We start from the raw sequence: 21757 nt of genomic DNA, 5'->3' as shown, positions 1-21757 counted from the left end.
TCGGAAATAATGTCGAATATTGCTAGTTTCGGAAACATTAGGATAGTGGTCGAGCAAGCTTCCAACACGGGGTCAATTCGGTTTGCGCTGCTCTTTATGGCCGCGCTGCTGTCCGGCATGCCGATCCATTTCTTCATGCCGGCGCTTCAAGGCTTCCTCAATCTCCGCTTTTCGTTTCTCCCATGCTTTGCGCGCCTTGTCATCCAGTCTTGCGCGAGCGGCTTCAGCTTTTTCCTTCAGCAGCTTTTCAGCCTCGAGGCGCTTCCGTTCCAGATCGCCGCCGTACGATTTATGCTCTCCGCTCTGCCGATGCTCCGCCCGCTGTTTTGGATCGCGAATCCGCTCGGCGCCCGCTCTCTCCCCTGCTCCGGCTGAATCCTGATTGAATGCCTTTGCTGACGGCATAGGAGACGCTGCTGGCTTGGCCGAATGCTGGCGGACAGCTGCGCCGGCAGGCCGCTCCTGAGGGGCTGGAGATGCCTTTCGTGCGGGAGAAGCGGTAGGAAGCTCGGTCTCAGCCGCCTTCTTCTCGCGTTCAAGCTGCTCCTGCAGCTTCTCGCTGCCGATTTTTTGGCTGTCGCTGACCAAAGCGTCCACGCCTCCGTCCCAAGAGAGAACCTTCTGAATCGCCCCGCTGCGGAATTGATCCAGACTGACATTGTAGCCTTGGCTCTTGGCCAGAAGATACACCGTCATTCTGCCCGTGGACAAGCCTTTGGCCGCCGCTTCCTCCCGAACCGCCTCGGTGGACTCCAGCGAGGTGACATGCATTCCGGAAGCTTGGGCGGAGCCGGCTGCGCTCAGCAGCGCCTGCTCGGCCTGCCGGCTCAGCAGCGCCACCGCATTGCCCGCTCCCGCATCCAGCTTGACTCCGGCCAGTATGACTTCCGCTCCGCCGCCGCTGCCCAGATAGGAAGATTCCGCCAGCCTTCCGGCAAGCAGCTCCATGACCTTCGCGGCAGGAAGCCCCTCGTAATGAAGTCCTTTCACGAATGGAAGGGCATCATCGTTCATCGCCTCCAGCATGCGCACGTTCAGTTCGCGGTCCACGCCGATTTCAAAGCTGGGATTCACATCCAGGCTGAGGTAAGCGACCACCGGATGAGCCTCGGCCCGCGCCGCCCAGAAGGCAGGCAGGGCGATCAGAATCAGAATGACGGCAGCGGGAATGACGGCCTTGGGCATTCTCAGCAGCTTCCGCTGTGCCGTAAGGACGATCTCTTGGCCGATTCTCTCGTCTCCGAGCCGCCTCACTTTCCGGAAGCTGCCTTCTTGCGTCAGCACGACCAGCTTGTTGCCTCTGGCCTCCATGACGATGCCTCTGCTGCTCACAGCCTTGTCCCTCCTGCCTTCTTCTTAATTTGCTCCTTGAGCGCTTCTAGATGGATATAATGCTTCAAATAGGGATACCGCCCGTGGACGAGCAGCGATACGGCAATCAAATACTTCCGGTTGCGCTCGATCGTCTTGCGCGACACGCCGGATATTTCTGTAAGCTCCTTGACCGGCAGCCGCCGGGTATTCAGCAGGATGCTGAACAAACGGTCCTGCTTAGCCAGCTTCGCCGCGATTCCCTGCAGAAGAATCCGGGAATCCTCATGCTTCGGAGATGTTTCCGCCAAATCCGCGAATCGGATTCCGTACGAGGCCAGCTCTGCCGTGAACTCCATGATTTCCTGGCGCCTCTCCTCTGCGTCTTGATCCTGATTGAAGCGGAGAACCGCCTGCCTGTTGAACGCATGGGAATAAAACGTCTCCTCTTCTTCCTCCATGTGGAAGGAGCCTGCCGGCAGCGAGCGGATATGCCGCTGTTCCTTGCGGACATGATCGATGAGCCGGCGGCGGATGACCGTCTCAGCGAATCCCGTGAACGAACGGCCGGATTCCGGCGAGAACTGGCTGATCGCTTCATCGAATGCAATCAGCGAAATGCTGAACTCGTCATCCCGGGAAGGATCGATATATCGCTTGCAGAATCGGCTTGTGACCTTCAGGATAAAGGGCCGGTAGTCGGCAATCAGCCGTTCCCGGGTTGCCTTATCCCCATCCTGCGCTTGCTTGATCAGCCGGTTCAGCGGGTCCGCATTGTGCCCGGACTCCTCTTTGCGCCTGACTGAAAGCCCAAGCCATCTTTTGAACAGCATCAGCAGCAAGGGCTGCACCTCGCTTTGTCTATATCATTCGGAGGCAACGCTCCGTTAATGGGAGTGGATTGAAATAAAAAATGCCTCCTGCATCCAGGAGGCATTGAATGGCATCGGTCAGCAGAATCCTTCGGAAGCCCGCTTGGCTTTGAGCTTGTTGCGGCGAAGATTCAAAATCGCCAGCCGCTTCTTCAGCTCTTCTTCCCATGCGTGGTCCCCGAGCTGCTTGGAAAAGCTGAGCAGGTCCAGAGCCATATCGATCTGGCTGGCCACCATGTCCATCGGATCCTCATGATCATGGTTGACGCAGTTCTCGAAGATGGACTTTCCTTTCTGGTCCACGTAATCCTGGAAGTCGACTTCCGTCACTCCGTCGCCATGCGCATATTCAGCCAATATTTCATATTCACTCTCTATCATATAATGAATATCCACACGATGGCAAACCGGGCAGAACAAAATAGGGACGTTATGGATGTGAGTCCGGTAATGCCTGAGCGTGCCTTTTGTTCCAATCATGCTTGCTCCACAGCAGAAACTCATGTTATTTCCCTCCTTGAACTGCCTTTGGGCTATACCTTCCTCGCTTCGGTTTCTTCGCAACAAGTATGGAAATTATTGTATTCGATGCGGCACCGCATCATTCCTGCGTCCCCCGTTGATCCATTGCCGCTAATTCCGCTCAAAGCGGATTTGGCGGCGGGATTTCCGCCGGCGAATCCGGCAGCGGTCCCGGTTCGGACGGCAAGTCCGGAATCTCCGGAACCGGCTGAGTGCCGGGTTGAATCTCCGGAGCGGAAGGCTCGGGCCGAATCTCCGGCTCTTTTGGCGGTTCGACTTCAGGCGAGGCCGGAGGGGCGATCTCCGGCTTCGGTTCTTCTCGGTTGTAGTCCGGCATGATAGTCATTTCCTCCCTGTCCAATCATTGTATTGGTTATCTTTAACCGCCTGGCGCCCGCCGGACGCAGCCTCGGTCAAAAAAGGCATCCGTTCCCTTTGAAGCTCGCGGATTTCACCCGTAATAGCCCGCACGAGCTCCTCGATTCCTGCCGCTTCGTCCAGTCCGCCGCTTTTCGGAGCCATGCCCATGGCCGGCTTGTCCGCTCCGCCGGCCGGCAGCATGACCTCTTCTTCCGATGCAGCCTTTTCAGCAGCCTTCAACGTCTCCGCTCCCTCTCTCAAAGCTCCAAGCAGCTCCGAGGCTTTTTGGGTCAACTGCTCCATGCGGCGGGTTCTTTCATCTGCTGCTTCCTTCAACTGTTCGGTTTTGGCCAGCATTTCCCTGACGCGTTCCAAGCCGCTTCGGACCGCTTCGGTACCATCGGCATGCCGAGCGGAATAGGTGCCGTTCGGTTCGGCCGGTTCTGAATGCAAGCTGCCCGCCTCCTCCTGATTACAAGGTTCATATATAGAAAGACGTTGAAAAGGCTCGATTGGATGACCTGTTCTATCTTCAACTATACTCAAATAAGCACTCGATATCCATATTAACCCATATAGGCGCAATCTAATTCTATAATGAGCGAGGCGGGACGTAAGTGAAAATAAAAAAAGCCAGGGCGGCCGCCCTGGCTTGTCTGCTTTTGAAAGTTAGTTCGTGACGAGGTTCTTGTCGCCTGGCTTCCAGTTCATCGCGCAAAGACCGCCGGATTGGAGCGCTTGAAGGACGCGAAGCGTTTCTTCTACGCTGCGGCCTACGTCATTGTGGTTGACGACTTGGTATTTCAGTTCGCCTTCCGGATCGATGATGAAGAGACCGCGCAGCGCGACGCCTTCTTCTTCGATCAGGACGCCGTAGTCACGGGATACTTGCTTCGTGATATCGGCAGCAAGCGGGAAGTTCACCTTGCCCAGGCCGTTGTCGTTCTTAGGCGTGTTGATCCAAGCTTTGTGGCTATGGATGCTGTCGATGGATACACCGAGGACCTCGGTGTTCAGCTTCGTGAATTCGGAAGCCGCATCGCTCAGAGCAGTGATTTCAGTCGGGCATACGAAAGTGAAGTCAAGCGGGTAAAAGAAGAATACCAGCCATTTGCCGCGGTAGTCGGAAAGAGATACCTTGCCGAATTGCTGTCCTTGACCGTCAACGGTCTCCATCGTGAAATCAGGGGCCGGGCGGCCAACCAAACGTTCTGCCATAAGTCTAATTTCCTCCTTGACGCGTAAAGCGTGCGGTGTAGTTTCTTGTCATGTCCAAACAAGATGATATCATTCCATCAGAACATAGTCAATATTAGATTGAAATGATTATTACTTAATTGACATAGCAAGGTAGAATTCATGATTCCTGTTTCTATCCGTTTCTATCTTGCAAACATGCTTGTGAAATTTTGTTTCTATTCATCTCATCAGGGGAAGATCTGAGGATCTTCTTTCTACCATGCTGTAAGACGGGATCAGCGGATCGCTTCTACAATAAGGCGTCCCATCTCTTCCGTTCCGATCGCTTTGGATTTGTCCACAGCGATATCGCCTGTGCGGTGGCCGGCGTCGAGAACTTCCTTGACGGCGTCCTCGATCGCCTGCGCCGCGTCCGCATAGCCGAATGTCAGGCGGAACATGAGCGCGACGGAGAGAATGGTCGCGATCGGGTTCGAGATGCCTTGTCCGGCAATATCAGGCGCCGAGCCGTGGACCGGCTCGTACAGGCCGAAGCTGCCTTCGCCGAGGGAAGCGGAGCTCAGCATGCCGATGGAACCCGTCAGCATGGCAGCCTCGTCGCTCAGGATATCCCCGAACATGTTCTCCGTCACGATGACGTCGAAGCTCGACGGACGGCGAAGCAGCTGCATGGCGCAGTTGTCGACGAGCACATGCTCAAGCTCCACCTCCGGATACTCCGGCGCGATCCGGTTCACGACCTCGCGCCAGAGGCGGGAAGTCTCCAGCACATTGGCTTTGTCGACGGAGGCAAGGCGCTTGCCGCGCGTCATGGCGATATCGAACGCCTGGCGCACGATCCGCTCCACCTCCTGCACGTTGTACACGCAGGTGTCGACCGCCTCCTGGCCATGCTCTCCTTCGCGGCGGAACTTCTCGCCGAAGTAGATGCCGCCCGTCAGCTCGCGCACGACGATCAGGTCGGTTCCCTCCAGCACTTCCGGCTTCAAGGTCGAGGCATCCTTCAGGCAGTCGAACACGGTCGCCGGGCGGATGTTGGAGAAGAGCCCGAGCGCCTTGCGGATGCCGAGAAGTCCGGTTTCCGGACGGAGCTCCTTGGAGTTGTTGTCCCATTTCGGTCCGCCTACCGCGCCCAGCAGGACGGCATCCGCCTTCTGGCAGATTTCCAGCGTTTCCTGAGGAAGCGGAGTTCCTTTCTCGTCGATGGCGATTCCTCCGAACAGGCCATGCTCGAATTCAAAGCGGTATTCGTACAGCTCTTCGACTTTCTTGATCACCTTGATGGCTTCGCCGACGACTTCCGGTCCGATTCCGTCGCCCGCGATCACCGCGATTTTTTTTACTTCTGCCATAGTGGGCACGCTCCCGTCTTCTTATCAACGATTGATAATCACTATCAACAGTTGTACCACATCGCGCTATTAGGCTCCAAGATATGATAGCTATCGGTTTGATAGGCATAACCTATAGGGTCGGCCAGCCGCCGCGCCGGCAATAGGTTCGTGACCGAAGCGGTAGCCGCCATATGCGGCTTCGCCTTCCTCCACCTGGAAGCCCGGCGCCTCGAGATCCGCTGCGACAGACTCAATGCGCGGAGCCGGGCGGTTCCGAAGAAGCTCGGCTTCCGCCTCGAAGGCATCCTGCAGCAAAGCGTGCTGTCGGCGGACAGGAGCGAATGGCGGGATATGTGCGTCTACGCGAAGGTGAAAGCGGACAAAAGCAGCTGAGAGCTTATTTTCAAAAGCAGCTGACGGCTTCTTTTCAAAAAAGCTTCTGAAGCCACGCGCAAAAATAGCGCCTGCCCCGATGGGCAGGCGCTATTTGCCTAATTGCCGTTCAGCAAACGTCAGATCAGGCTCATCCGGTCGCGGCGGCCCGGCGCCTTGCGTTTCTCGATAAGGCGGTTCAGCGCATCCACGTAGGCGCGCGCGCTCGCTTCAAGAATATCCGTGCTTACTCCGCGCCCTTGGGCAGACACGCCATCCTGCAGCAGCACGACGTGAACTTCACCGAGCGCGTCCTTGCCATGGGTAACCGACTTGATGGAGTAGTCCTCCAGCTCGACCGATTCTCCGGTCAAGAGGTCGATCGCGTTGAACAGCGCGTCGACGGAGCCGTTGCCTTCCGCCGTGCGCGTCTGCACGCCCTGCTCCTCGACCTTGATCGAGACCGTGCCCTTCGGCGTAGAGCGGTTGCCGTAGTGGACCTCCACCGTCTCCAGGGCATAGATCTCCGGCGTATCGACCAGCTTCTCCTCGAGCATCGCCAGCAGATCCTCGTCCGTCACGTTCTTCTTGCGGTCGGCGAGGTCCTTGAATTTGGCGAAGGCCGCATTCAAGGCTTCGTCCTCCAGCTCGTAGCCGAGATCGATCAGCTTCTCCCGGAACGCATGGCGGCCGGAGTGCTTGCCCATGACGAGCTTCGACTCCTTCACGCCGATCGTATCCGGAGAAATAATCTCGTACGTCGTCTTCTCCTTCAGCATGCCGTCCTGATGGATGCCCGACTCATGCGCGAAAGCATTCGCTCCGACGATCGCCTTGTTGCCCGGAACGACCATGCCGGTCAGCTTGCTGACCAGACGGCTGGTGCGCGCGATTTCCTTGAGCTGCAGCCCGGTCTTGGCGCCGAACAGCGCCGCTCTCGTCTCCAGCGCCAGCGCGACCTCTTCGATCGCCGTGTTGCCGGCGCGCTCGCCGATGCCGTTGATCGTGCCCTCGATCTGGTCGGCTCCATTCAGGATGGCAGCCAGAGCGTTCGCCGTCGCCATGCCGAGATCGTCATGGCAGTGGGCGCTGAGCTGGATGCCGTCGATGCCAGGTACGGTTTCCTTCAGCGTCTTGAAGATATTGCCGAACTCGGCAGGAGTCATATACCCGACCGTATCGGGAATGTTCACGACGGTAGCGCCCGCCTTGATCGCCATCTCGGTCACTTCGCACAGGAAGTCCAGCTCCGTGCGGCCCGCATCCTCCGGCGAAAATTCAATCTTGGAGAAGCGCTGCTTCGCGTAGCGGATCGCTTTGTCCGCCGCTGCCAGCACCTGCTCCTTCTCCATCTTCAGCTTATGCTTCCGGTGGATCGGCGAGGTCGCAAGGAAGATATGGATGCAAGGGTCGGCCGCGTCCTTGAGAGCTTCCCAGGCAGCGTCGATATCCTTTTCCACCGCGCGGGCAAGACCGATGACCGTTGCCTGCCTGACTGCTGCGGCCACGGCCTGCACGGCGGCCAGATCCCCTGGCGACGCGGCCGGAAAACCCGCCTCGATGCGGTCCACGCCCAGCTTTTCGAGCTGAAGGGCGATTTCCACCTTTTCCTTGGTATTCAGGTTGACTCCAGGCGACTGCTCGCCATCGCGAAGCGTCGTATCGAAAATATAGATTTTGCGCACGCCGGCACCTCCGTTTCTTGATTATATGCGGACTTATTCCTTTTAAGAGCGAACGCGCCTCTTTCCTTGGGGAAGAAGCGCGCGGCCTGTGCGAAGCGGACAAGTCCGATTCTATGGATGCGCCTGCGCTGGGCGAGGCGCTTCTGATACTCGTTCCTTACTTCTTGATCCAGTGCATCAGCTCGCGGAGCTGCGCGCCTGTCTTCTCGATCGCATGCTCCGATTCGTTGCGGCGGGTAGCCGTCAGCATCGCGCGCCCGGATTTGTTCTCAAGGATGAAGTCGCGTGCGAATTTGCCTTGCTGGATGTCGGAGAGAACTTCCTTCATCGCTTTTTTCGTCTCGTCGGTCACGATGCGGGGTCCGGTGACGTAGTCGCCGTATTCGGCCGTGTTGGAGATGGAATCGCGCATGGACGCAAGGCCGCCTTCATACATCAGGTCGACGATCAGCTTCAGCTCGTGGAGACACTCGAAGTAAGCCATCTCGGGTGCGTAGCCGGCTTCAACCAGCGTTTCGAATCCGGCTTTGACCAGGGCGGAAGTACCGCCGCAGAGAACGGCCTGCTCGCCGAACAGGTCGGTCTCGGTCTCTTCGCGGAAGGAAGTCTCGAATACTCCGGCGCGCGTGCAGCCGATGCCCTTCGCGTAAGCGAGGCCGATGGCTTGAGCGTTGCCCGTAGCGTCTTGCTCGACGGCGATGAGTCCGGGAACGCCGAAGCCTTCCACGTACGTCCGGCGAACCATGTGGCCCGGGGATTTAGGAGCGACGAGCAGCACGTCGGTGTCCTTGCTCGGCACGATTTGGCCGAAGTGGACGTTGAAGCCGTGGGAGAACATCAGAGCCGCGCCTTTTTTGAGGTTGGGAGCGATCTCGTCGTTGTAAACCTGGGCTTGCGTTTCGTCCGGCATCAGGATTTGGACAACGTCCGCCTTGCGGGTCGCGTCAGCCACGGGTACGACTTCGAAGCCGTCATTGCGGGCTTTGTCGGCGGATTTGCCTTCGCGCAGGCCGATTACGACCTTGACGCCGCTGTCGCGCAGGTTCTGGGCCTGAGCGTGACCTTGGCTGCCGTATCCGATTACCGCTACCGTTTTTCCTTGCAGAACACTGAGGTCCGCGTCGTTTTCGTAGAATAATTTAACCGCCATGATGAGATGATGCCTCCTTTGGATTGAAACCCCTTTGAGCGGGTGTTTAAAGAGATGACGCATTAAAGCTGGCTTTTGCTAAAGCTAGTTCATGCTGAGTCTTAGGTTCTCTCTGTTGCAGGGGCCAGAACATGCTTTGTCGTCGATCTCCCTAAACTCCCGCTCAAAGCGGGCTTTATAGGTAAAAGTTATAGCATTATAGGTTCATTGTCGAACTTATCAAAAAATTCAAACTATGATCTGGCAGCTCCGCGATTCATTGCGGTTACGCCGGTGCGGCTGAGCTCGCGGATGCCGTAGGGGCGCAGCAGCTCGATCATCGCGTCGATCTTGTCGGGTCCCCCGACGGCTTGAACGATGAGAGTGCTCGGTCCGATATCGACGACCGCAGCGCGGAATGTCTCGACCACTCCGAGAATTTCCGGTCTCGCGGACGGCTCGGCGGTGACCTTGATCAAGGCCAGCTCCCGCTCAACCATCGGATTGGAGCTCACATCGACGACCTTGATGACGTCGATCAGCTTGTAGAGCTGCTTGGATACCTGCTCGAGCAGCTTGTCGTCTCCGCCGGTGACGATGACCATGCGGGACAGTCCCGGCTCTTCGCTTGCGCCTACCGTAATGCTTTCGATATTGAAGCCGCGGCGTCCGAACAATCCGGATACGCGCTGCAGGACTCCAGGCTGGTTGTTGACGAGTACGGCGATGGTGTATTTGCGGTTCATTCTTCATCCCCCATGAGCATGACGTCAATGGTGTTGCCCTGGGTTACCATCGGGAATACATTCTCATGCTTGCGGACAACGAATTCCACGACTGCAGGACCGGGATGCGCGAGCGCTTCTTTCCAGGCCGCTTCGGCTTCTTCCTTGTTGGAAGCCCTGAAGCCTTTGACTCCGTAGGCATCGGCCAGCTTGACGAAGTCCGGGCTGCCGGCAAGGTCGATATGGCTGTACCGGTTGTCGTAGAGAATCTCTTGCCACTGGCGGACCATTCCAAGCACCTGATTGTTGATGATGGCAACCTTGACCGGAATGTTGTTGATGGCGCAGATCGCGAGCTCCTGAGCGCACATCTGCATGCCGCCGTCTCCGTTGATGCTGACGACCACACGGTCGGGATTGGCCATCTGGGCGCCGATCGCGGAAGGGAATCCGAAGCCCATCGTGCCGAGACCTCCCGAGGTGACCCAGGAACGAGGCTTGTTGAAACGGTAATACTGCGCTGCCCACATTTGATGCTGGCCGACGTCGGTCGTCACGATCGCGTCGCCGTTCGTCGTATCGTGGATCATGCTGATGACCCATTGCGGCTTGAGCTCGATGTCGGAATCCTGGTAGCGGAGCGGCTGCTCCGTTTTCCAAGCCTGGATCTGAGCCCTCCATGCATCCGCCTTGGCGGCATAGCCGACTTCATCGTTGAGCAGGCCAAGCGTGATTTTCACATCGCCGACAATCGGAATGTCGGTCGGCACGTTTTTGCCGATCTCGGCCGGGTCGATATCGATGTGGACGATTTTGGCCTTCGGCGCAAAGCCGTCCAGCTTCATCGTCACCCGGTCATCGAAGCGCGCGCCGATATTGATCAGCAGATCGCTTTCCTGAATGGCCTTGTTCGAAGCATAGGCTCCGTGCATGCCCGGCATGCCGACCCACAGGTCGTTCCCGCTCGGGAATCCGCCGAGGCCCAGGAGCGTCGTCGTGACCGGGATGCCGGTCTTCGTGACGAACTCCAGCAGCTCTTCATGCCCTCCGGAATAGACCACTCCGCCGCCTGCCAGGATGAGCGGACGCTCCGCTTCGCCGATCGCCTTCGCGAGCTTGTCGAGCTGAGGCTTGCGAGGCGTCGTATTGGGGTTGTAGCCTCTCAGGCTGACCTCGCCGCTCGCCGGCTCGAACATGGTCATCGCTGCCGACACATCCTTCGGGATATCGATCAGCACCGGCCCTTTGCGGCCCGTGTTCGCGATGTGGAACGCTTCGTGAATGACACGCGGCAGCTCTTCGGCCGTCCGCACCAGGAAGCTGTGCTTCGTGATCGGCATCGTGATTCCCGTGATGTCCGCTTCCTGGAAAGCGTCCGTGCCGATGAGATTGGTCGCTACGTTGCCCGTGATGACGACGAGCGGCACGCTGTCCATGTAAGCTGTCGCGATGCCGGTGACGAGGTTCGTCGCCCCCGGTCCCGAAGTCGCGATGCACACCCCGACCTTGCCGGATGCCCTCGCATAACCGTCGGCCGCATGGATCGCTCCCTGCTCGTGCCGAGTAAGCACATGGTGGAAATCCGAGAACCCGTGCATGGCGTCGTAGATATACAATACCGCGCCGCCGGGATAACCGAATACACATTCCACGCCTTCGAGCACCAGGCTGCGGAGGAGAATTTCGGAGCCGCTGATCACTTCCGGCTTCCTCATTTTTTCCATGATTTCTTCCTTGGATTTCAGAGCCTCGCCCTGCATAGCCATCATGTGTTCCTCCCTTCGTGAATGACGGCGGCGGTGTCGACGATCCGCCTTCGTCTCCTTTCAAGTCCAATGACGCAAGCATATGCGTTGCGCCGCCCGTTTTGACGGTGAACGCCTCGCGGAAAACAAAAAAGTCTTTCGCCCGCTATGCCGAAGCATAGGGACGAAAGACTGTATCTTCCGTGGTACCACCCAGGTTTGCTGCCGCATTTCGCAATGCGGAGCCTCATGAAGTAGAAAAGGGCGTGCACGCCTGACGATTCTACTTCGGCATTTTAACGCATGCCATGCGATTCTCCCTACTAAGACCGGTGTCTTTTCAGGAAAACAGCTCCGAGGTGAGCTCGTTGGAAAGGGATGCTGGCGGCGGTTGCAGCGGGATCCGTCGCTCTCTGTACAGTAGGGCCCTTAACACTTCGTCCTCATCATAGCCGATTGGGTATAAGCTTGAGACTTATTATAGGTCTGTCATTACCATCCGTCAATACCAAGTGTACGCACGAACAAGAAAAGTTATGTACAAGGCTCCTCCGGCAGCTGTTTCGCAACCGCAGAGGCCTCTGCATAGAATAAGGTTGCGGAAGCCGGGTTTCAACCACCTGCGCCATCCAGCCTCGTCCAGCCAGAAGGGAAGACGGCTTGCGTGAAAACCTCCATCCACTACCGCCCGATGAACGAGCGCAAAGATCTCGATGGGCTTGTCCGCCTGATCCGCATGGAATTGCTGCCCCTATCCTACAGTACCGAGACAGACGATCCGACCGTCATCCGTTCCTTGCCCGGACGATTCCGCGATGGGAAGACCATCGTCGCCGTCGCCGGCAAGAGAGGCGAGCCTGCGGGATTCGTCCACTACGAGTTCCTTCAGGGCATTGTCCATATCGACATGCTGGCTGTCCATCGAGACTGCCGGAATGCCGGAATCGGCGGCAGCCTGATGAAGCAAGCCGAGGCCGCGGGAGCTGCCGAGGGATGTGTCCTCGCCCTCCTCTTCGTGGACGACGCCAATGATAAGGCGCGCCGGTTCTACGAACGCATAGGGTACGAACCGGTGCGCCATTATGAGAGCTACAAGGTGACCGAGCTGCTTAAGCCGCTATAGTCCTTGCACCGGCAGGCCGAGGCAGCACAGCGCTTAGAAGAATCCTTTGCCGCCGTACGGCCCCGGCCCGGGGCCGTAAGGACCGTATGGCCCCGGGCCGGGGCCGTAAGGACCGTACGGACCAGGACCGCCGGGACCGTACGGACCGTACGGACCGGGACCGAATCCGCCTCCGAACCCTCCCCCCGCGAAGGGAATGGTTCCAATCGCGAGCAGGTCGAACAGGACGAGAGGGAGAATGAACGCCCTCGTAGCTGCTTTCTGTTCAGACTCTACGGGGCGGATGTACAGCCGATCATTCGCGAATTTTTCCAGCTTTCCGCTGGCGACGGTTCCGTCCTTGCGCATGACATATACTTCTTTGCCCACCAGGGCGCGTACTTGTTCCTTGGAAATCGCAGACAACGCTATTCCTCCTTTCCCGTTCCTTTCAGCTTATTCAGGAAAGGGGCCCGACGCCTGTACAGATGTCTATGTCCCAGGCAAATTCGTGGAACGTCCTGCTGCCGGCCATGAGCCCGGCTTCTCCTTTCTCTGCTCGGAGCCGGGACAACAAAGCCTGGATGACAGCAGGAGGATGAAACAAAAAAGAGCCGGCCGCCTGGGATTCGCATCCCGGACAACCGGCTCTTTATATTAAGCGTTCAGCTTTTGCTTGGCAACGTCAGCCAGGCTGTTGAACGAACCGATGTCGTTCACGGCCAGATCGGCAAGAACCTTGCGGTTCACTTCGACGCCGGCTTGCTTCAGGCCGAACATGAATTTGCTGTAGGAAAGGCCGTTAAGACGCGCAGCAGCGTTGATGCGCACGATCCACAGCTTGCGGAAGTCGCGTTTTACTTGGCGACGGTCGCGGTAAGCGTAAAGCAGGGATTTGCCGACCTGCTCCTTTGCTGTTTTAAATAGACGGTGCTTGGAACCGAAGTAACCTTTTGCGAGCTTCAGAATCCGTTTGCGGCGACGGGCGCGAACGAATCCACCTTTTACTCTTGCCATGATGAAACCCTCCTGTAAGTTCTAATATCAATAATACGGGAAAATTGGACTATTTCAGTTGAGCGAGGCCTTGAGCCAGACGACGAATGTCGCCCGCCGCCATGTTCGGCTGGGTAGCCAGAACGCGCTTCGCACGGCCGGATTTGTGGGAAAGAAGGTGGTTACGGTACGCTTTGTAGCGTTTAACTTTGCCAGTTCCCGTAATTTTGAAGCGGTCTTTCAGACTGCTGTGAGTCTTCATCTTTGGCATGTCGATATCCTCCTTGAATTAATCTAGCTTAGTTGGTGTTCTTAGGTGCCAAAATCATGATCATGCTGCGTCCTTCCAGTTTCGGCACACGTTCGACGTTGACGATGTCGTTGACTTCCTTGAGCAGACGCTCCAGGATGCGCTGACCGACGTCGGCATGCGCGATCTCGCGGCCGCGGAAGCGGACCGAGGCTTTGACCTTGTCGCCTTCGCCGAGGAATTTGATGACGTTGCGCAGCTTGGTCTGATAATCGTGCTCGTCGATATTGGAGCGGAACCACACTTCCTTCAGATCAACCGTCTTCTGGTTTTTGCGGGCTTCCTTGTCCTTCTTCTGCTGCTCGTAACGGAACTTGCCATAGTCCATGATCCGGCATACCGGAGGCTTGGCCTGCGGGGCTACGTTGACGAGGTCCATGTTGGCGTCGATGGCCATCTGCAGGGCTTCGCGGAGCGGCTTGATGCCGAGCTGCTCGCTCTCGGGACCGACCAGGCGTACTTCACGTGCCCGGATATCGTCATTAATTTGATGATCTCTGCTAATAATCGTCCACCTCCGAATGGGATTGGTTCCAATGATGCCTTCAACCATAATAAAAAGCGGATCCGACAGATCGGACCCGCTTGACACTCCGTATGGGCGGATGCGCTTCTCGCAAGGAGAGCCATCCGGCTACAGGTATCGCCGACCAGCCGACAGCAATCGGTCAGGTGAGAAGCGGGTGCTTCTGCTTATGCGAAAGATATTGGAAAACAACTTTGACTACTATATCATGCCCGACAATGCATGTCAACCATCATTCCCATTGCATGAAAGGCAGCGCCGGACAATTAGGAAGCCTGCTTGCTCTGCACTTCTTCCAGACGGATGACGCGCGTATGCTGCGTATGGCTCCATTGCTTGTTGTTCTGCGTGAAGAACGCATAGAACGTAATCGGCAGCCAGCTCAGCTGGAAGAAGATCATGGAGACGAGATGGGCATACATCTTGCCGGATTTGATGCCTTCCAGAGCCATGACGAGCGGGAACATCACCGCAGCCGCGAGGAATGCGGCTCCAGCCGCCCAGACAGGCAGATACGCGTAAATCGAAGTAAAGACATTGTCAGCCGGAATGATGTTGTCGATCCAGATCATCGCCGTGCCGACGAAACCAAGGAACGTCGTGTAGGCAGAGATGGAATAGAGCGCCGCATCGAACTTGACGAAATTGCGTTCCTTGATGCTCGCCCAGAGCAGCGGGAAGAAATAATGGCGGGCAACCGTGAAGTGCCCCTGCATCCAGCGGAGGCGCTGGCGGGCCGAAGCCTTGAAGCTGACCGGCTTTTCGTCGTAAACCTTGGCATCGTAGTTGAGCACCGGATGGACGCCCCGCTGAACGCAGCGCATGGAGAACTCAAGGTCCTCGACGAGGCTGGTGGCGCCCCATCCCATTTCTTTGAGCAGCGCGGTGTCGAACGTCATGCCTGTTCCGCCGAGGAAGTTGGCCATGCCGAGGTTTTTACGGGACAGCTGCCAGAGGCGGTTGCAATACCAATACGTGATGCCGTACGAGGCTGTAACCCACGAATCGTCCGGGTTTTTCGTATCCAGATAGCCCTGGATGACCTGATGGCCTTCGACGAGATCGTTGTTCATATGCGTCAGGAAGTCCGTTTTGACCAGGTTGTCGGCATCGAACATGACGACAGCATCATACTGGCGCGGCATCGCCCACAGTTCCTTGAGCATCCACTCGATGGCGTAGCCTTTGCCCTTGAGCTGATTGTTGCGGCGCTCGCAGGCATTGACGCCCATGCTCCGGGCGATGTCCGCGGTGCCGTCCGTGCAGTTGTCGCAAATGACGAACACATCGTAAAGCTCTTCCGGGTATTCCAGGTTTTTCAAGTTGTCGATCAATGCGCCGACGACTTTCTCTTCGTTGTGCGCGGCAACCAGGACGGCAAACGATTTTTGCGGCTTGTGCTGGACGCGGTTCTTTTTCCTGCGGATGCCGAACAGCGCCAGAACGAACTGGTACACGCCGATAAAAGCAAGGAAAATCTGCAAAGCGATCATAACGGAATTAGCGATCATACGAGTGTTGCCCCCTTGAGACCCCAATTTTAATATTCTCTCTGTACGTTCGGGCTCATTTTCTCTTTTTAGTTTTTTTGTCTGTGTCTGCTTTTTGTAAAATGACCATTCTGATTTTCCACGGTTCCCTGCTCTTTGTCAAAAGCAGAAAATCGTTCCCAACGCCCCAAACAAACAAGAAAAACGCTTGCATCAGCCGCTAACGGGTAGGATACCCTTAATTGCGTGCCTTAACCGCCATTCTCGTGCGTTTGCTGGCGTTTTGATGCTTTCGTCCTTAACTACGACTGTCATGCGGGAAAAGTTCCGGACAAGCGACGCAGGTCTTGTCGAAGCTGTGAACAACAGGGAAACAACGGGGATCCCAAGTCCTGCGCGGCCCGGACCTTCCTCCATCATTACCATCCCAACAATAGAATAAAACCTTGACCGGGACACAAAAGCGTCTTCCATTAAGAATTCTTAATCCTCTTCTAACAATTGAAGGATAAAATAAGCCCAGGCAAAGGATAAATAACACCAGAGGTTGTTCCATTTGCGCCGGTGTAGGTTATCATAGGATAACGCCATTTTCGGGGAGGACGAATGCATGGGCGAAATTATCGGATGGCTCCGGACCAAGGAGCGGAGGCTGCTGTTGTGGCTCAACCGCGGACCTGCCGATGCCAGGCTGCATGCAGCCATCAGCCGCTGGCTGTCGACCGTCACCCATTTGGGCGGAGCCACGTTCACGCTGGCCTCCTCCGCCCTGCTCGTTCTGCTGGGCTCGGGCTCTTGGAGGCTCGCCGGCGTGCAGAGCCTGATCGCCGTCATCGCGAGCCATCTGCCCGTCGCGCTCGTCAAGCGCACGATGAAGAGGCTGCGGCCTTATCAGGCGCTCGAGGGGGTCCGTACCGGCAAGAGCCCCCTGGAGGATTCATCCTTCCCTTCGGGACATACGACAGCCATATTCGCCTGGACGGTCCCTTTGCTATATGCCGCAGCGTCGGGAACCGCCTTCCCGCTTGCCCTGTTCGCCGGCCTTGTCATCGCCTGCTCGGTCGGCTGGTCGAGAATGTATCTCGGGCTCCATTATCCATCGGATGTCGGGGCAGGCGCGCTGCTCGGCACGTTCACCGCTATGCTGGCGGTCGTATTCATAGGCAGCTCCGTCTGAGCGCCGGATCAAGCAAACGAACAAAGGCTGTCCCTCCGGAACGCATTCCGGAGGGACAGCCTTTTCTCCTGGGTCAGGGCTTCCTGCCCTGATCCCTATCGCTATTCGCTGCCGGTTCCGAGCGGAACGCCGGCCTTCTGCCTGGCTTTCTCGGCATCCTCGCGTTCCTTGGCGGCTTCGCGGCTGCGCTTCGCCTGCTTCTCCTCGCGGTAGGCGGCCAGCGCCTTGGCCCCGACTACGGCCTCGCAGCGGTGGATCGGCATTCCCTGCTTGATGAACTTGCCCTCGTACTCCGTCAGAACAAGGTCTTCGCGGACCTCTTCGCGATGGAGATCCAGGGAGATGTTCCGCAGCTGCAGCTCGGTCTCCGCATAGCTGTTGAGCGAGAATTCGAACAGAAGGCGCGAATCGGTCTTCTGATGGATCTCCCCGTACTCGTTCAGAATGTTCGAGTATTGCTCCAGGAAGCGCGGATGCGTGAGGCGGCGGCGCGCATGCTTCGCTTTCGGCCAAGGATCGCTGAAATTCAGATAGATCCGTTCGATTTCGCCGGGCGCGAACATCTCTCCGATTCCTTCGATGTTCGCCCGGAGCAAGGCCAGGTTCGGCGGATAACCTTCCTGTCCCGCTTCGGCGCGGGCTTCCAGAGCCTTCTCCGCCGCTCTGCGGATCAGCTCGTCATACATGTCGACGCCGATATAGTTGACCTCGGGATTCAGCACGCTGTGCTGGCTGATGAAGCGTCCCTTGCCCATTCCCAGCTCGATATGGATCGGCTTGTCGTTGCCGAAAAACTCTTTCCACTTGCCCTTGAGGCCGGACGCGTCCAGCACGACCAGCTGCGGGAGCGCCTCAAGCTCCTCCCGGATTCCTTTTCTTCCACGTAAACGCATTGATCGATGCCATCCTCCACTGTCTCTTCTATGAACTATCTTATTGTGCCCAATCCGGCGAGCGTTGTAAAGACGGCGGCTCCAAAAAATAAAAGCGGCTCCCGTACCGGAAACCCGGCTTGGTGCCGCTCTGCAATCTGCCGGACAGGCCGGCTTAATTAAGCAATTGGTACGGAATCGGCTGCTCCAGCTCGTACGTCTCGGACAAAACGGAATTCAGCTTCCTGCGCGCGTCTATCCCGAGCCTGCGGTCTCCGTGGAACCGGATTCCAGCCAGCGCCATCAGTTCCTTGACCGTCAGCTCAACCGTGACCTTGTCGTCCCCGTGGGGAATTTTGACTGTGCTCATTTCCATCACCTCATGGATTTTTTTACAGCGTTCCCTAATTGGCCGACGCTTATGAAAACCAGGGCTAAAGTAGGATTGGAGAGCCGAAAAACCCTTGATTTAACTGGCTTCTTTCTTTTTCAATTTAACACATCATGTAAGGTATTGCAAGCCTAAATTAAACGCTTTCAAAATCTTTTCTGACAGCTTCTTCCTTGCGCCCGGATTACTTCTGGACCATGGCTTTCACGAGAGATTTCATCTAAAATAGAACGTATGCGCAAGGCGGTGTTATTCAGCCGCCTGATTCCGGCGCACAGCAAGGAAGGAGCAAGCATGGATCCACTGCATTCGACGCCGCAATCCCCTTCCCCGATGATATGGGGAGACAAGCGGTTCCATACATGGAATTACGAGATGAGAGACCATTTCGGCGGCAAGATCTTCAAGGTCATGCTCGACGCCGGCTTCACATGCCCGAACCGCGACGGCACGATCGCTACCGGCGGCTGCACGTTCTGCAGCGCGCGGGGCTCGGGCGACTTCGCGGGCAAGCGCCGCGACGACCTGGAGGTGCAGTTCGCCGCCATCCGCGACCGCCAGCACAAGAAATGGCCGGACGCCCGCTATATCGGCTACTTCCAGGCCTATACGAACACGTACGCGCCTGTCGAGGAGCTGCGGGACTATTACGAGACGATTCTCGCCCAGCCCGGCGTTGTCGGACTATCGATCGCCACCCGGCCGGACTGCCTGCCGGATGACGTCGTCGATTACCTCGCCGAGCTGAACGAGCGTACCTACCTGTGGGTTGAGATGGGGCTGCAGACGATCCACGAATCGACCTCCGACCTCATCAACCGCGCCCACGACACGGCCTGCTACCTCGATGCGGTGGCGAGGCTGCGGGCGCGCGGAATCCGTGTATGCGCCCATATCATCTACGGGCTTCCGCAGGAAACCCATGAAATGATGCTCGCCACCGGACGCGCGGTCGCCGCCATGGATGTGCAGGGAATCAAGATCCATCTCCTTCACCTGATGCGCAAGACGCCGATGGTGAAGCAGTACGAGGCCGGACTTCTCCGGTTCCTGGAGATGGACGAGTACGTCAATCTTGTCGTCGACACGCTGGAATTCCTCCCTCCGGAGATGATCGTTCACCGGCTGACCGGAGACGCTCCGCGCGACCTGCTGATCGGGCCGACCTGGAGCCTCAAGAAATGGGAGGTGCTCAACGCTTTCGACGACGAGCTGAAGCGCCGGGACACCTGGCAGGGCCGCCTTTGGCAGCCGGAAGCGGCGGTGCCGCTCGCAGCGGCCGCAGCCGTTGGTCCGGCGCTCACGAAGCCGGCCCGCAAGATGAACTCGGCGCGTTATGCGAAGCTGATGCAAGCTGCCGCGCAAGCCGCAGAGCCATGCTCGGCGCCAGTTCTCTCCACGCAGCTTCACGAAGAGGCGAATAGCTGATGGGCTTCCTGTCCGTCATCGGCGCGGCCCACAGCTGGGTACGGGAAAGAGTGCAGCCTGGCGACGCCGTCATCGACGCGACTCTCGGCGGCGGAGTGGACGCCCGCTTCCTGGCGGAGCTGGTCGGACCTCGCGGCAAGCTCATCGGCTTCGATGTCCAGGGTGATGCCATCCGCCGGACCGAGGAGCGGCTGGCTCCGCTCGGCGACAGCGGCAAGCTGCCGGCGGCAAGCCTGCATCTGCGCAGCCATGCCGAGATGGGCATGGCAGTACCGGATGAGGATCGCGGCCGGATCGCCGCCGTTCTGTTCAATCTCGGCTACCTGCCCGGCGAGGGCTCCGACCGCAGCATCGCGACGCAGCCCGCTTCCACCCTTGCCGCCATGGAGGCGGCGATGGAGCTGCTTCGTCCGGGAGGCATTCTCGCCTGCGTGCTGTATCCGGGCCATCCCGGCGGCGAGGCGGAAGCCGATGCCGTCCTGGCCTGGGCTTCCGCTCTTCCGTCCGCCCGCGCGCAAACCGTCCTGTACCGGATGGCGCAGAAGCACTCGGCGCCTTATGCGCTCGGCATCGAGAAACGGCAACTAACTTAAGGAGGCTGATGAACAAGATGGCAATCCGCAAACTGGAGCATGTCGGCGTCATGACCGCATCGCTCGAAGCATCGATCGACTTCTACAAGCAAGTGCTGGGAATGGAGCATACGTACACTCTTCCCCACAGCGACGGCAAGATCCGCCTGGCTTTCCTGAGATTCCCCGGCTCGGAGGAAACGGAGCTGGAGCTGATCGAGGGCTATGATGACAGCCTTCCAGCAGAAGGCAAAACCCACCACATCGCGTTCACCGTCGATGACGTGGAAGCCGAATTCGCCCGCATCAAGCGGATGGGCATTCCGCTGCGGGACACCGAGCTGACGACGCTTCCGAACGGAGCCCGATACTTCTTCTTCTACGGTCCCGACGGTGAGCTTCTGGAGCTGTTCCAGCCGGGAGCTCGTCCCGAGTAACCCGGTCCATTCATAGATCCCAAGGAATCCTACTTAACAGATAGAGAACAGGAGCGGATGAACGATGACTGTCAACCCTTATCCTTTGCAATTCAAGCCGGAAATGAAAGAACGCGTATGGGGCGGACGGGCGCTGGAGCAATTCGGCCTAGAACTTCCGGAAGGCCCTATCGGCGAAGGCTGGATGATCGGCGACCATCCGAACGGCACGACCAAAGTGCTCGGCGGGCCGCTGGACGGGCTCGGCCTGGACGAGATCCGCGAGCAGTACGGACGGGAATGGTTCGGCAGCAAGGGCTTCTCCGAGAAAAACGGCCGTTTCCCGCTGCTGATCAAGCTGCTCGACTGCAATGACGATCTGTCCGTGCAGGTCCATCCAACTGACAGCTACGACCGTCTCCCGGCCGGCGAGCTCGGCAAGACCGAGATGTGGTACATTCTCGACGCCAAGCCGGGCGCCAAAATCATCTACGGCCTCAAAGAAGGCATCGACCGTGCCGGACTGCAGCAGGCCATCGACGAGGACCGCGTCATGGACGCTCTGCAGGAAGTGACGGTCAAGGCGGGCGACGCCTTTTACATACCGGCAGGAACCGTTCACGCCCTGTGCGCCGGCGTCGTCGTCGCCGAGATCCAGCAGAACTCGGATACGACCTACCGCCTCTACGACTACAAGCGCCCCGGGCTTGACGGCCAGCTTCGCGAGCTGCATGTCGAGGATTCCCTCAACGTCATCGCCTATGAAGGAGCCGGAGCGACCCGCATGAGCACGGAGGACGCGCAGCCGGGCAGCTGGCTGACGATCGCGGAATCCCCTTATTTCCTGGTGGACAAAGGCGTCGTCCGCGGATCCTGGCAGCTGGCTGTCTCGGCCGACAGCTTCGTCATCCTCGTCATCGCCGAAGGCCAAGGAAGCATTGCCTGGGGCGAAGGACAATCGCAAGCTGTCAAAGCCGGCGAATGCTTCCTCCTACCGGCCACACTCGGCAGCTGCGAGTTGGACGGCGAGATGACCGTCATCCGCAGCCTCGTTCCCTGATACAGGGTCAAGCCGCCATATTATCAAAGGAGCTGTACGAGAGCAGGCAATCCTGCTCCGTACAGCTCCTTTTCATGCCAGGAAAAACTGATGGATAGAAAAAAAACCATCCGGCTCCCGCAACTGCGGCAATCCGAATGGTTCTCCTATTCACTCCGCTCA

Annotated in this window: 25 protein-coding genes; 7 read left to right on the top strand and 18 right to left on the bottom strand. The window is 57.8% G+C overall.

What is annotated here, in order from left to right:
* Positions 1-72: 72 nt before the first annotated feature.
* The 7 genes from AC06G8_RS06890 to leuB all read right to left on the bottom strand — a co-directional run bounded on the left by AC06G8_RS06890 (position 73) and on the right by leuB (position 5617).
* Positions 73-1332, bottom strand: coding sequence for an anti-sigma factor domain-containing protein (locus tag AC06G8_RS06890; RefSeq protein WP_480284812.1), 1260 nt, complete (start codon positions 1330-1332; stop codon positions 73-75).
* On the bottom strand, positions 1329-2144 hold the full coding sequence (sigI, locus tag AC06G8_RS06885) for an RNA polymerase sigma factor SigI (RefSeq protein WP_480285398.1): 816 nt from the start codon (positions 2142-2144) through the stop codon (positions 1329-1331). Before sigI ends, AC06G8_RS06890 begins: the two co-directional genes overlap by 4 nt.
* A gap of 117 nt (positions 2145-2261) precedes the next feature.
* Positions 2262-2687 (bottom strand): hypothetical protein, encoded by a 426-nt coding sequence (locus tag AC06G8_RS06880; protein WP_447664921.1) that lies wholly within the window; start codon positions 2685-2687, stop codon positions 2262-2264.
* 139 nt (positions 2688-2826) lie between these two features.
* Positions 2827-3042, bottom strand: coding sequence for a hypothetical protein (locus AC06G8_RS06875; protein WP_447664920.1), 216 nt, complete (start codon positions 3040-3042; stop codon positions 2827-2829).
* A gap of 5 nt (positions 3043-3047) precedes the next feature.
* Positions 3048-3518, bottom strand: coding sequence for a hypothetical protein (locus AC06G8_RS06870; protein WP_480284811.1), 471 nt, complete (start codon positions 3516-3518; stop codon positions 3048-3050).
* Positions 3519-3734: 216 nt separating this feature from the next.
* Positions 3735-4283, bottom strand: a complete 549-nt coding sequence (locus tag AC06G8_RS06865) for a peroxiredoxin (protein WP_480284810.1) — start codon at positions 4281-4283, stop codon at positions 3735-3737.
* Between the two features lie 257 nt (positions 4284-4540).
* A complete protein-coding gene (gene leuB / locus AC06G8_RS06860; RefSeq protein WP_447664917.1) occupies positions 4541-5617 on the bottom strand; it encodes a 3-isopropylmalate dehydrogenase in 1077 nt (358 codons plus the stop codon).
* Between the two features lie 114 nt (positions 5618-5731).
* Between leuB and AC06G8_RS06855 the strand changes: the two genes are divergently transcribed.
* Positions 5732-5992, top strand: coding sequence for a GNAT family N-acetyltransferase (locus tag AC06G8_RS06855; RefSeq protein WP_480285397.1), 261 nt, complete (start codon positions 5732-5734; stop codon positions 5990-5992).
* Positions 5993-6111: 119 nt separating this feature from the next.
* Here AC06G8_RS06855 and AC06G8_RS06850 read toward each other — a convergent pair whose 3' ends face one another.
* The 4 genes from AC06G8_RS06850 to ilvB form a co-directional block, all read right to left on the bottom strand.
* Positions 6112-7656 carry a 2-isopropylmalate synthase gene (locus AC06G8_RS06850; protein ID WP_447664916.1) on the bottom strand — a complete coding sequence of 515 codons (1545 nt, stop codon included), beginning with the start codon at positions 7654-7656 and terminating at the stop codon, positions 6112-6114.
* Between the two features lie 157 nt (positions 7657-7813).
* Positions 7814-8806, bottom strand: a complete 993-nt coding sequence (gene ilvC, locus AC06G8_RS06845; protein ID WP_447664915.1) for a ketol-acid reductoisomerase — start codon at positions 8804-8806, stop codon at positions 7814-7816.
* A 233-nt stretch (positions 8807-9039) separates the two neighbouring features.
* Complete coding sequence (gene ilvN / locus AC06G8_RS06840; RefSeq protein ID WP_480284809.1) at positions 9040-9531, bottom strand: acetolactate synthase small subunit; 492 nt, start codon at positions 9529-9531, stop codon at positions 9040-9042.
* Complete coding sequence (gene ilvB, locus AC06G8_RS06835) at positions 9528-11276, bottom strand: biosynthetic-type acetolactate synthase large subunit (protein WP_447664950.1); 1749 nt, start codon at positions 11274-11276, stop codon at positions 9528-9530. Before ilvB ends, ilvN begins: the two co-directional genes overlap by 4 nt.
* A 643-nt stretch (positions 11277-11919) precedes the next feature.
* On the opposite strand from ilvB, the gene AC06G8_RS06830 reads away from it, so the two are divergent.
* The gene (locus AC06G8_RS06830) at positions 11920-12378 is read left to right on the top strand and encodes a GNAT family N-acetyltransferase (RefSeq protein WP_480284808.1); all 459 of its coding nucleotides are present in this window, start codon (positions 11920-11922) and stop codon (positions 12376-12378) included.
* A gap of 33 nt (positions 12379-12411) precedes the next feature.
* On the opposite strand, the gene AC06G8_RS06825 is transcribed toward AC06G8_RS06830, so the two are convergent.
* The 5 genes from AC06G8_RS06825 to AC06G8_RS06805 all read right to left on the bottom strand — a co-directional run bounded on the left by AC06G8_RS06825 (position 12412) and on the right by AC06G8_RS06805 (position 15700).
* On the bottom strand, positions 12412-12726 hold the full coding sequence (locus AC06G8_RS06825; protein WP_447664949.1) for a hypothetical protein: 315 nt from the start codon (positions 12724-12726) through the stop codon (positions 12412-12414).
* A 288-nt stretch (positions 12727-13014) separates the two neighbouring features.
* Positions 13015-13374, bottom strand: coding sequence for a 50S ribosomal protein L20 (rplT, locus tag AC06G8_RS06820; protein WP_048744710.1), 360 nt, complete (start codon positions 13372-13374; stop codon positions 13015-13017).
* A 49-nt stretch (positions 13375-13423) separates the two neighbouring features.
* Positions 13424-13624 (bottom strand): 50S ribosomal protein L35, encoded by a 201-nt coding sequence (gene rpmI / locus AC06G8_RS06815; RefSeq protein WP_021881591.1) that lies wholly within the window; start codon positions 13622-13624, stop codon positions 13424-13426.
* Between the two features lie 28 nt (positions 13625-13652).
* Positions 13653-14216, bottom strand: coding sequence for a translation initiation factor IF-3 (gene infC / locus AC06G8_RS06810; RefSeq protein ID WP_083436217.1), 564 nt, complete (start codon positions 14214-14216; stop codon positions 13653-13655).
* 239 nt (positions 14217-14455) lie between these two features.
* Positions 14456-15700, bottom strand: coding sequence for a glycosyltransferase family 2 protein (locus AC06G8_RS06805; protein ID WP_447664912.1), 1245 nt, complete (start codon positions 15698-15700; stop codon positions 14456-14458).
* 589 nt (positions 15701-16289) lie between these two features.
* Between AC06G8_RS06805 and AC06G8_RS06800 the strand changes: the two genes are divergently transcribed.
* Positions 16290-16856, top strand: coding sequence for a phosphatase PAP2 family protein (locus tag AC06G8_RS06800; RefSeq protein WP_480284807.1), 567 nt, complete (start codon positions 16290-16292; stop codon positions 16854-16856).
* A 101-nt stretch (positions 16857-16957) separates the two neighbouring features.
* Here the strand turns inward: AC06G8_RS06800 and trmB are convergent, their stop codons facing one another.
* Positions 16958-17749, bottom strand: a complete 792-nt coding sequence (gene trmB / locus AC06G8_RS06795) for a tRNA (guanosine(46)-N7)-methyltransferase TrmB (protein ID WP_480284806.1) — start codon at positions 17747-17749, stop codon at positions 16958-16960.
* 154 nt (positions 17750-17903) lie between these two features.
* The gene (locus tag AC06G8_RS06790) at positions 17904-18098 is read right to left on the bottom strand and encodes a hypothetical protein (protein ID WP_480284805.1); all 195 of its coding nucleotides are present in this window, start codon (positions 18096-18098) and stop codon (positions 17904-17906) included.
* 315 nt (positions 18099-18413) lie between these two features.
* Here AC06G8_RS06790 and mnmL point away from each other — a divergent pair, with 315 nt between their 5' ends.
* The 4 genes from mnmL (at position 18414) to AC06G8_RS06770 (ending at position 21595) form a co-directional block, all read left to right on the top strand.
* A complete protein-coding gene (gene mnmL / locus AC06G8_RS06785; RefSeq protein WP_480284804.1) occupies positions 18414-19547 on the top strand; it encodes a tRNA modification radical SAM protein MnmL/YtqA in 1134 nt (377 codons plus the stop codon).
* Positions 19547-20140 (top strand): tRNA 5-(aminomethyl)-2-thiouridylate-methyltransferase MnmM, encoded by a 594-nt coding sequence (gene mnmM / locus AC06G8_RS06780; protein WP_480284803.1) that lies wholly within the window; start codon positions 19547-19549, stop codon positions 20138-20140. Before mnmL ends, mnmM begins: the two co-directional genes overlap by 1 nt.
* Before the next feature lie 17 nt (positions 20141-20157).
* The gene (locus AC06G8_RS06775) at positions 20158-20556 is read left to right on the top strand and encodes a VOC family protein (RefSeq protein WP_447664904.1); all 399 of its coding nucleotides are present in this window, start codon (positions 20158-20160) and stop codon (positions 20554-20556) included.
* 64 nt (positions 20557-20620) lie between these two features.
* Positions 20621-21595 carry a type I phosphomannose isomerase catalytic subunit gene (locus AC06G8_RS06770; RefSeq protein ID WP_447664903.1) on the top strand — a complete coding sequence of 325 codons (975 nt, stop codon included), beginning with the start codon at positions 20621-20623 and terminating at the stop codon, positions 21593-21595.
* The last annotated feature ends 162 nt before the right edge of the window (positions 21596-21757 follow it).

The organism is Paenibacillus sp. SJS-P3 (genome assembly GCF_056711585.1).
The sequence above is the reverse complement of the archived record's forward strand: the minus strand, read 5'-3'. Positions and strand labels throughout refer to the sequence as shown.

Bases quoted from the DNA above. Each gene is read 5' to 3' on its own strand.
- infC (WP_083436217.1), bottom strand. From the start codon at position 14,216: ATGGTTGAAGGCATCATTGGAACCAATCCCATTCGGAGGTGGACGATT.
- trmB (WP_480284806.1), bottom strand. From the start codon at position 17,749: ATGCGTTTACGTGGAAGAAAAGGAATCCGGGAGGAGCTTGAGGCGCTC.
- AC06G8_RS06825 (WP_447664949.1), bottom strand. From the start codon at position 12,726: ATGCGCAAGGACGGAACCGTCGCCAGCGGAAAGCTGGAAAAATTCGCG.
- AC06G8_RS06875 (WP_447664920.1), bottom strand. From the start codon at position 3,042: ATGCCGGACTACAACCGAGAAGAACCGAAGCCGGAGATCGCCCCTCCG.
- AC06G8_RS06800 (WP_480284807.1), top strand. From the start codon at position 16,290: ATGGGCGAAATTATCGGATGGCTCCGGACCAAGGAGCGGAGGCTGCTG.
- ilvC (WP_447664915.1), bottom strand. From the start codon at position 8,806: ATGGCGGTTAAATTATTCTACGAAAACGACGCGGACCTCAGTGTTCTG.
- rplT (WP_048744710.1), bottom strand. From the start codon at position 13,374: ATGGCAAGAGTAAAAGGTGGATTCGTTCGCGCCCGTCGCCGCAAACGG.
- AC06G8_RS06790 (WP_480284805.1), bottom strand. From the start codon at position 18,098: ATGAGCACAGTCAAAATTCCCCACGGGGACGACAAGGTCACGGTTGAG.
- ilvB (WP_447664950.1), bottom strand. From the start codon at position 11,276: ATGGCTATGCAGGGCGAGGCTCTGAAATCCAAGGAAGAAATCATGGAA.
- AC06G8_RS06805 (WP_447664912.1), bottom strand. From the start codon at position 15,700: ATGATCGCTAATTCCGTTATGATCGCTTTGCAGATTTTCCTTGCTTTT.
- rpmI (WP_021881591.1), bottom strand. From the start codon at position 13,624: ATGCCAAAGATGAAGACTCACAGCAGTCTGAAAGACCGCTTCAAAATT.
- AC06G8_RS06865 (WP_480284810.1), bottom strand. From the start codon at position 4,283: ATGGCAGAACGTTTGGTTGGCCGCCCGGCCCCTGATTTCACGATGGAG.
- AC06G8_RS06770 (WP_447664903.1), top strand. From the start codon at position 20,621: ATGACTGTCAACCCTTATCCTTTGCAATTCAAGCCGGAAATGAAAGAA.
- AC06G8_RS06775 (WP_447664904.1), top strand. From the start codon at position 20,158: ATGGCAATCCGCAAACTGGAGCATGTCGGCGTCATGACCGCATCGCTC.
- mnmL (WP_480284804.1), top strand. From the start codon at position 18,414: ATGGATCCACTGCATTCGACGCCGCAATCCCCTTCCCCGATGATATGG.
- sigI (WP_480285398.1), bottom strand. From the start codon at position 2,144: ATGCTGTTCAAAAGATGGCTTGGGCTTTCAGTCAGGCGCAAAGAGGAG.
- leuB (WP_447664917.1), bottom strand. From the start codon at position 5,617: ATGGCAGAAGTAAAAAAAATCGCGGTGATCGCGGGCGACGGAATCGGA.
- mnmM (WP_480284803.1), top strand. From the start codon at position 19,547: ATGGGCTTCCTGTCCGTCATCGGCGCGGCCCACAGCTGGGTACGGGAA.
- AC06G8_RS06880 (WP_447664921.1), bottom strand. From the start codon at position 2,687: ATGAGTTTCTGCTGTGGAGCAAGCATGATTGGAACAAAAGGCACGCTC.
- ilvN (WP_480284809.1), bottom strand. From the start codon at position 9,531: ATGAACCGCAAATACACCATCGCCGTACTCGTCAACAACCAGCCTGGA.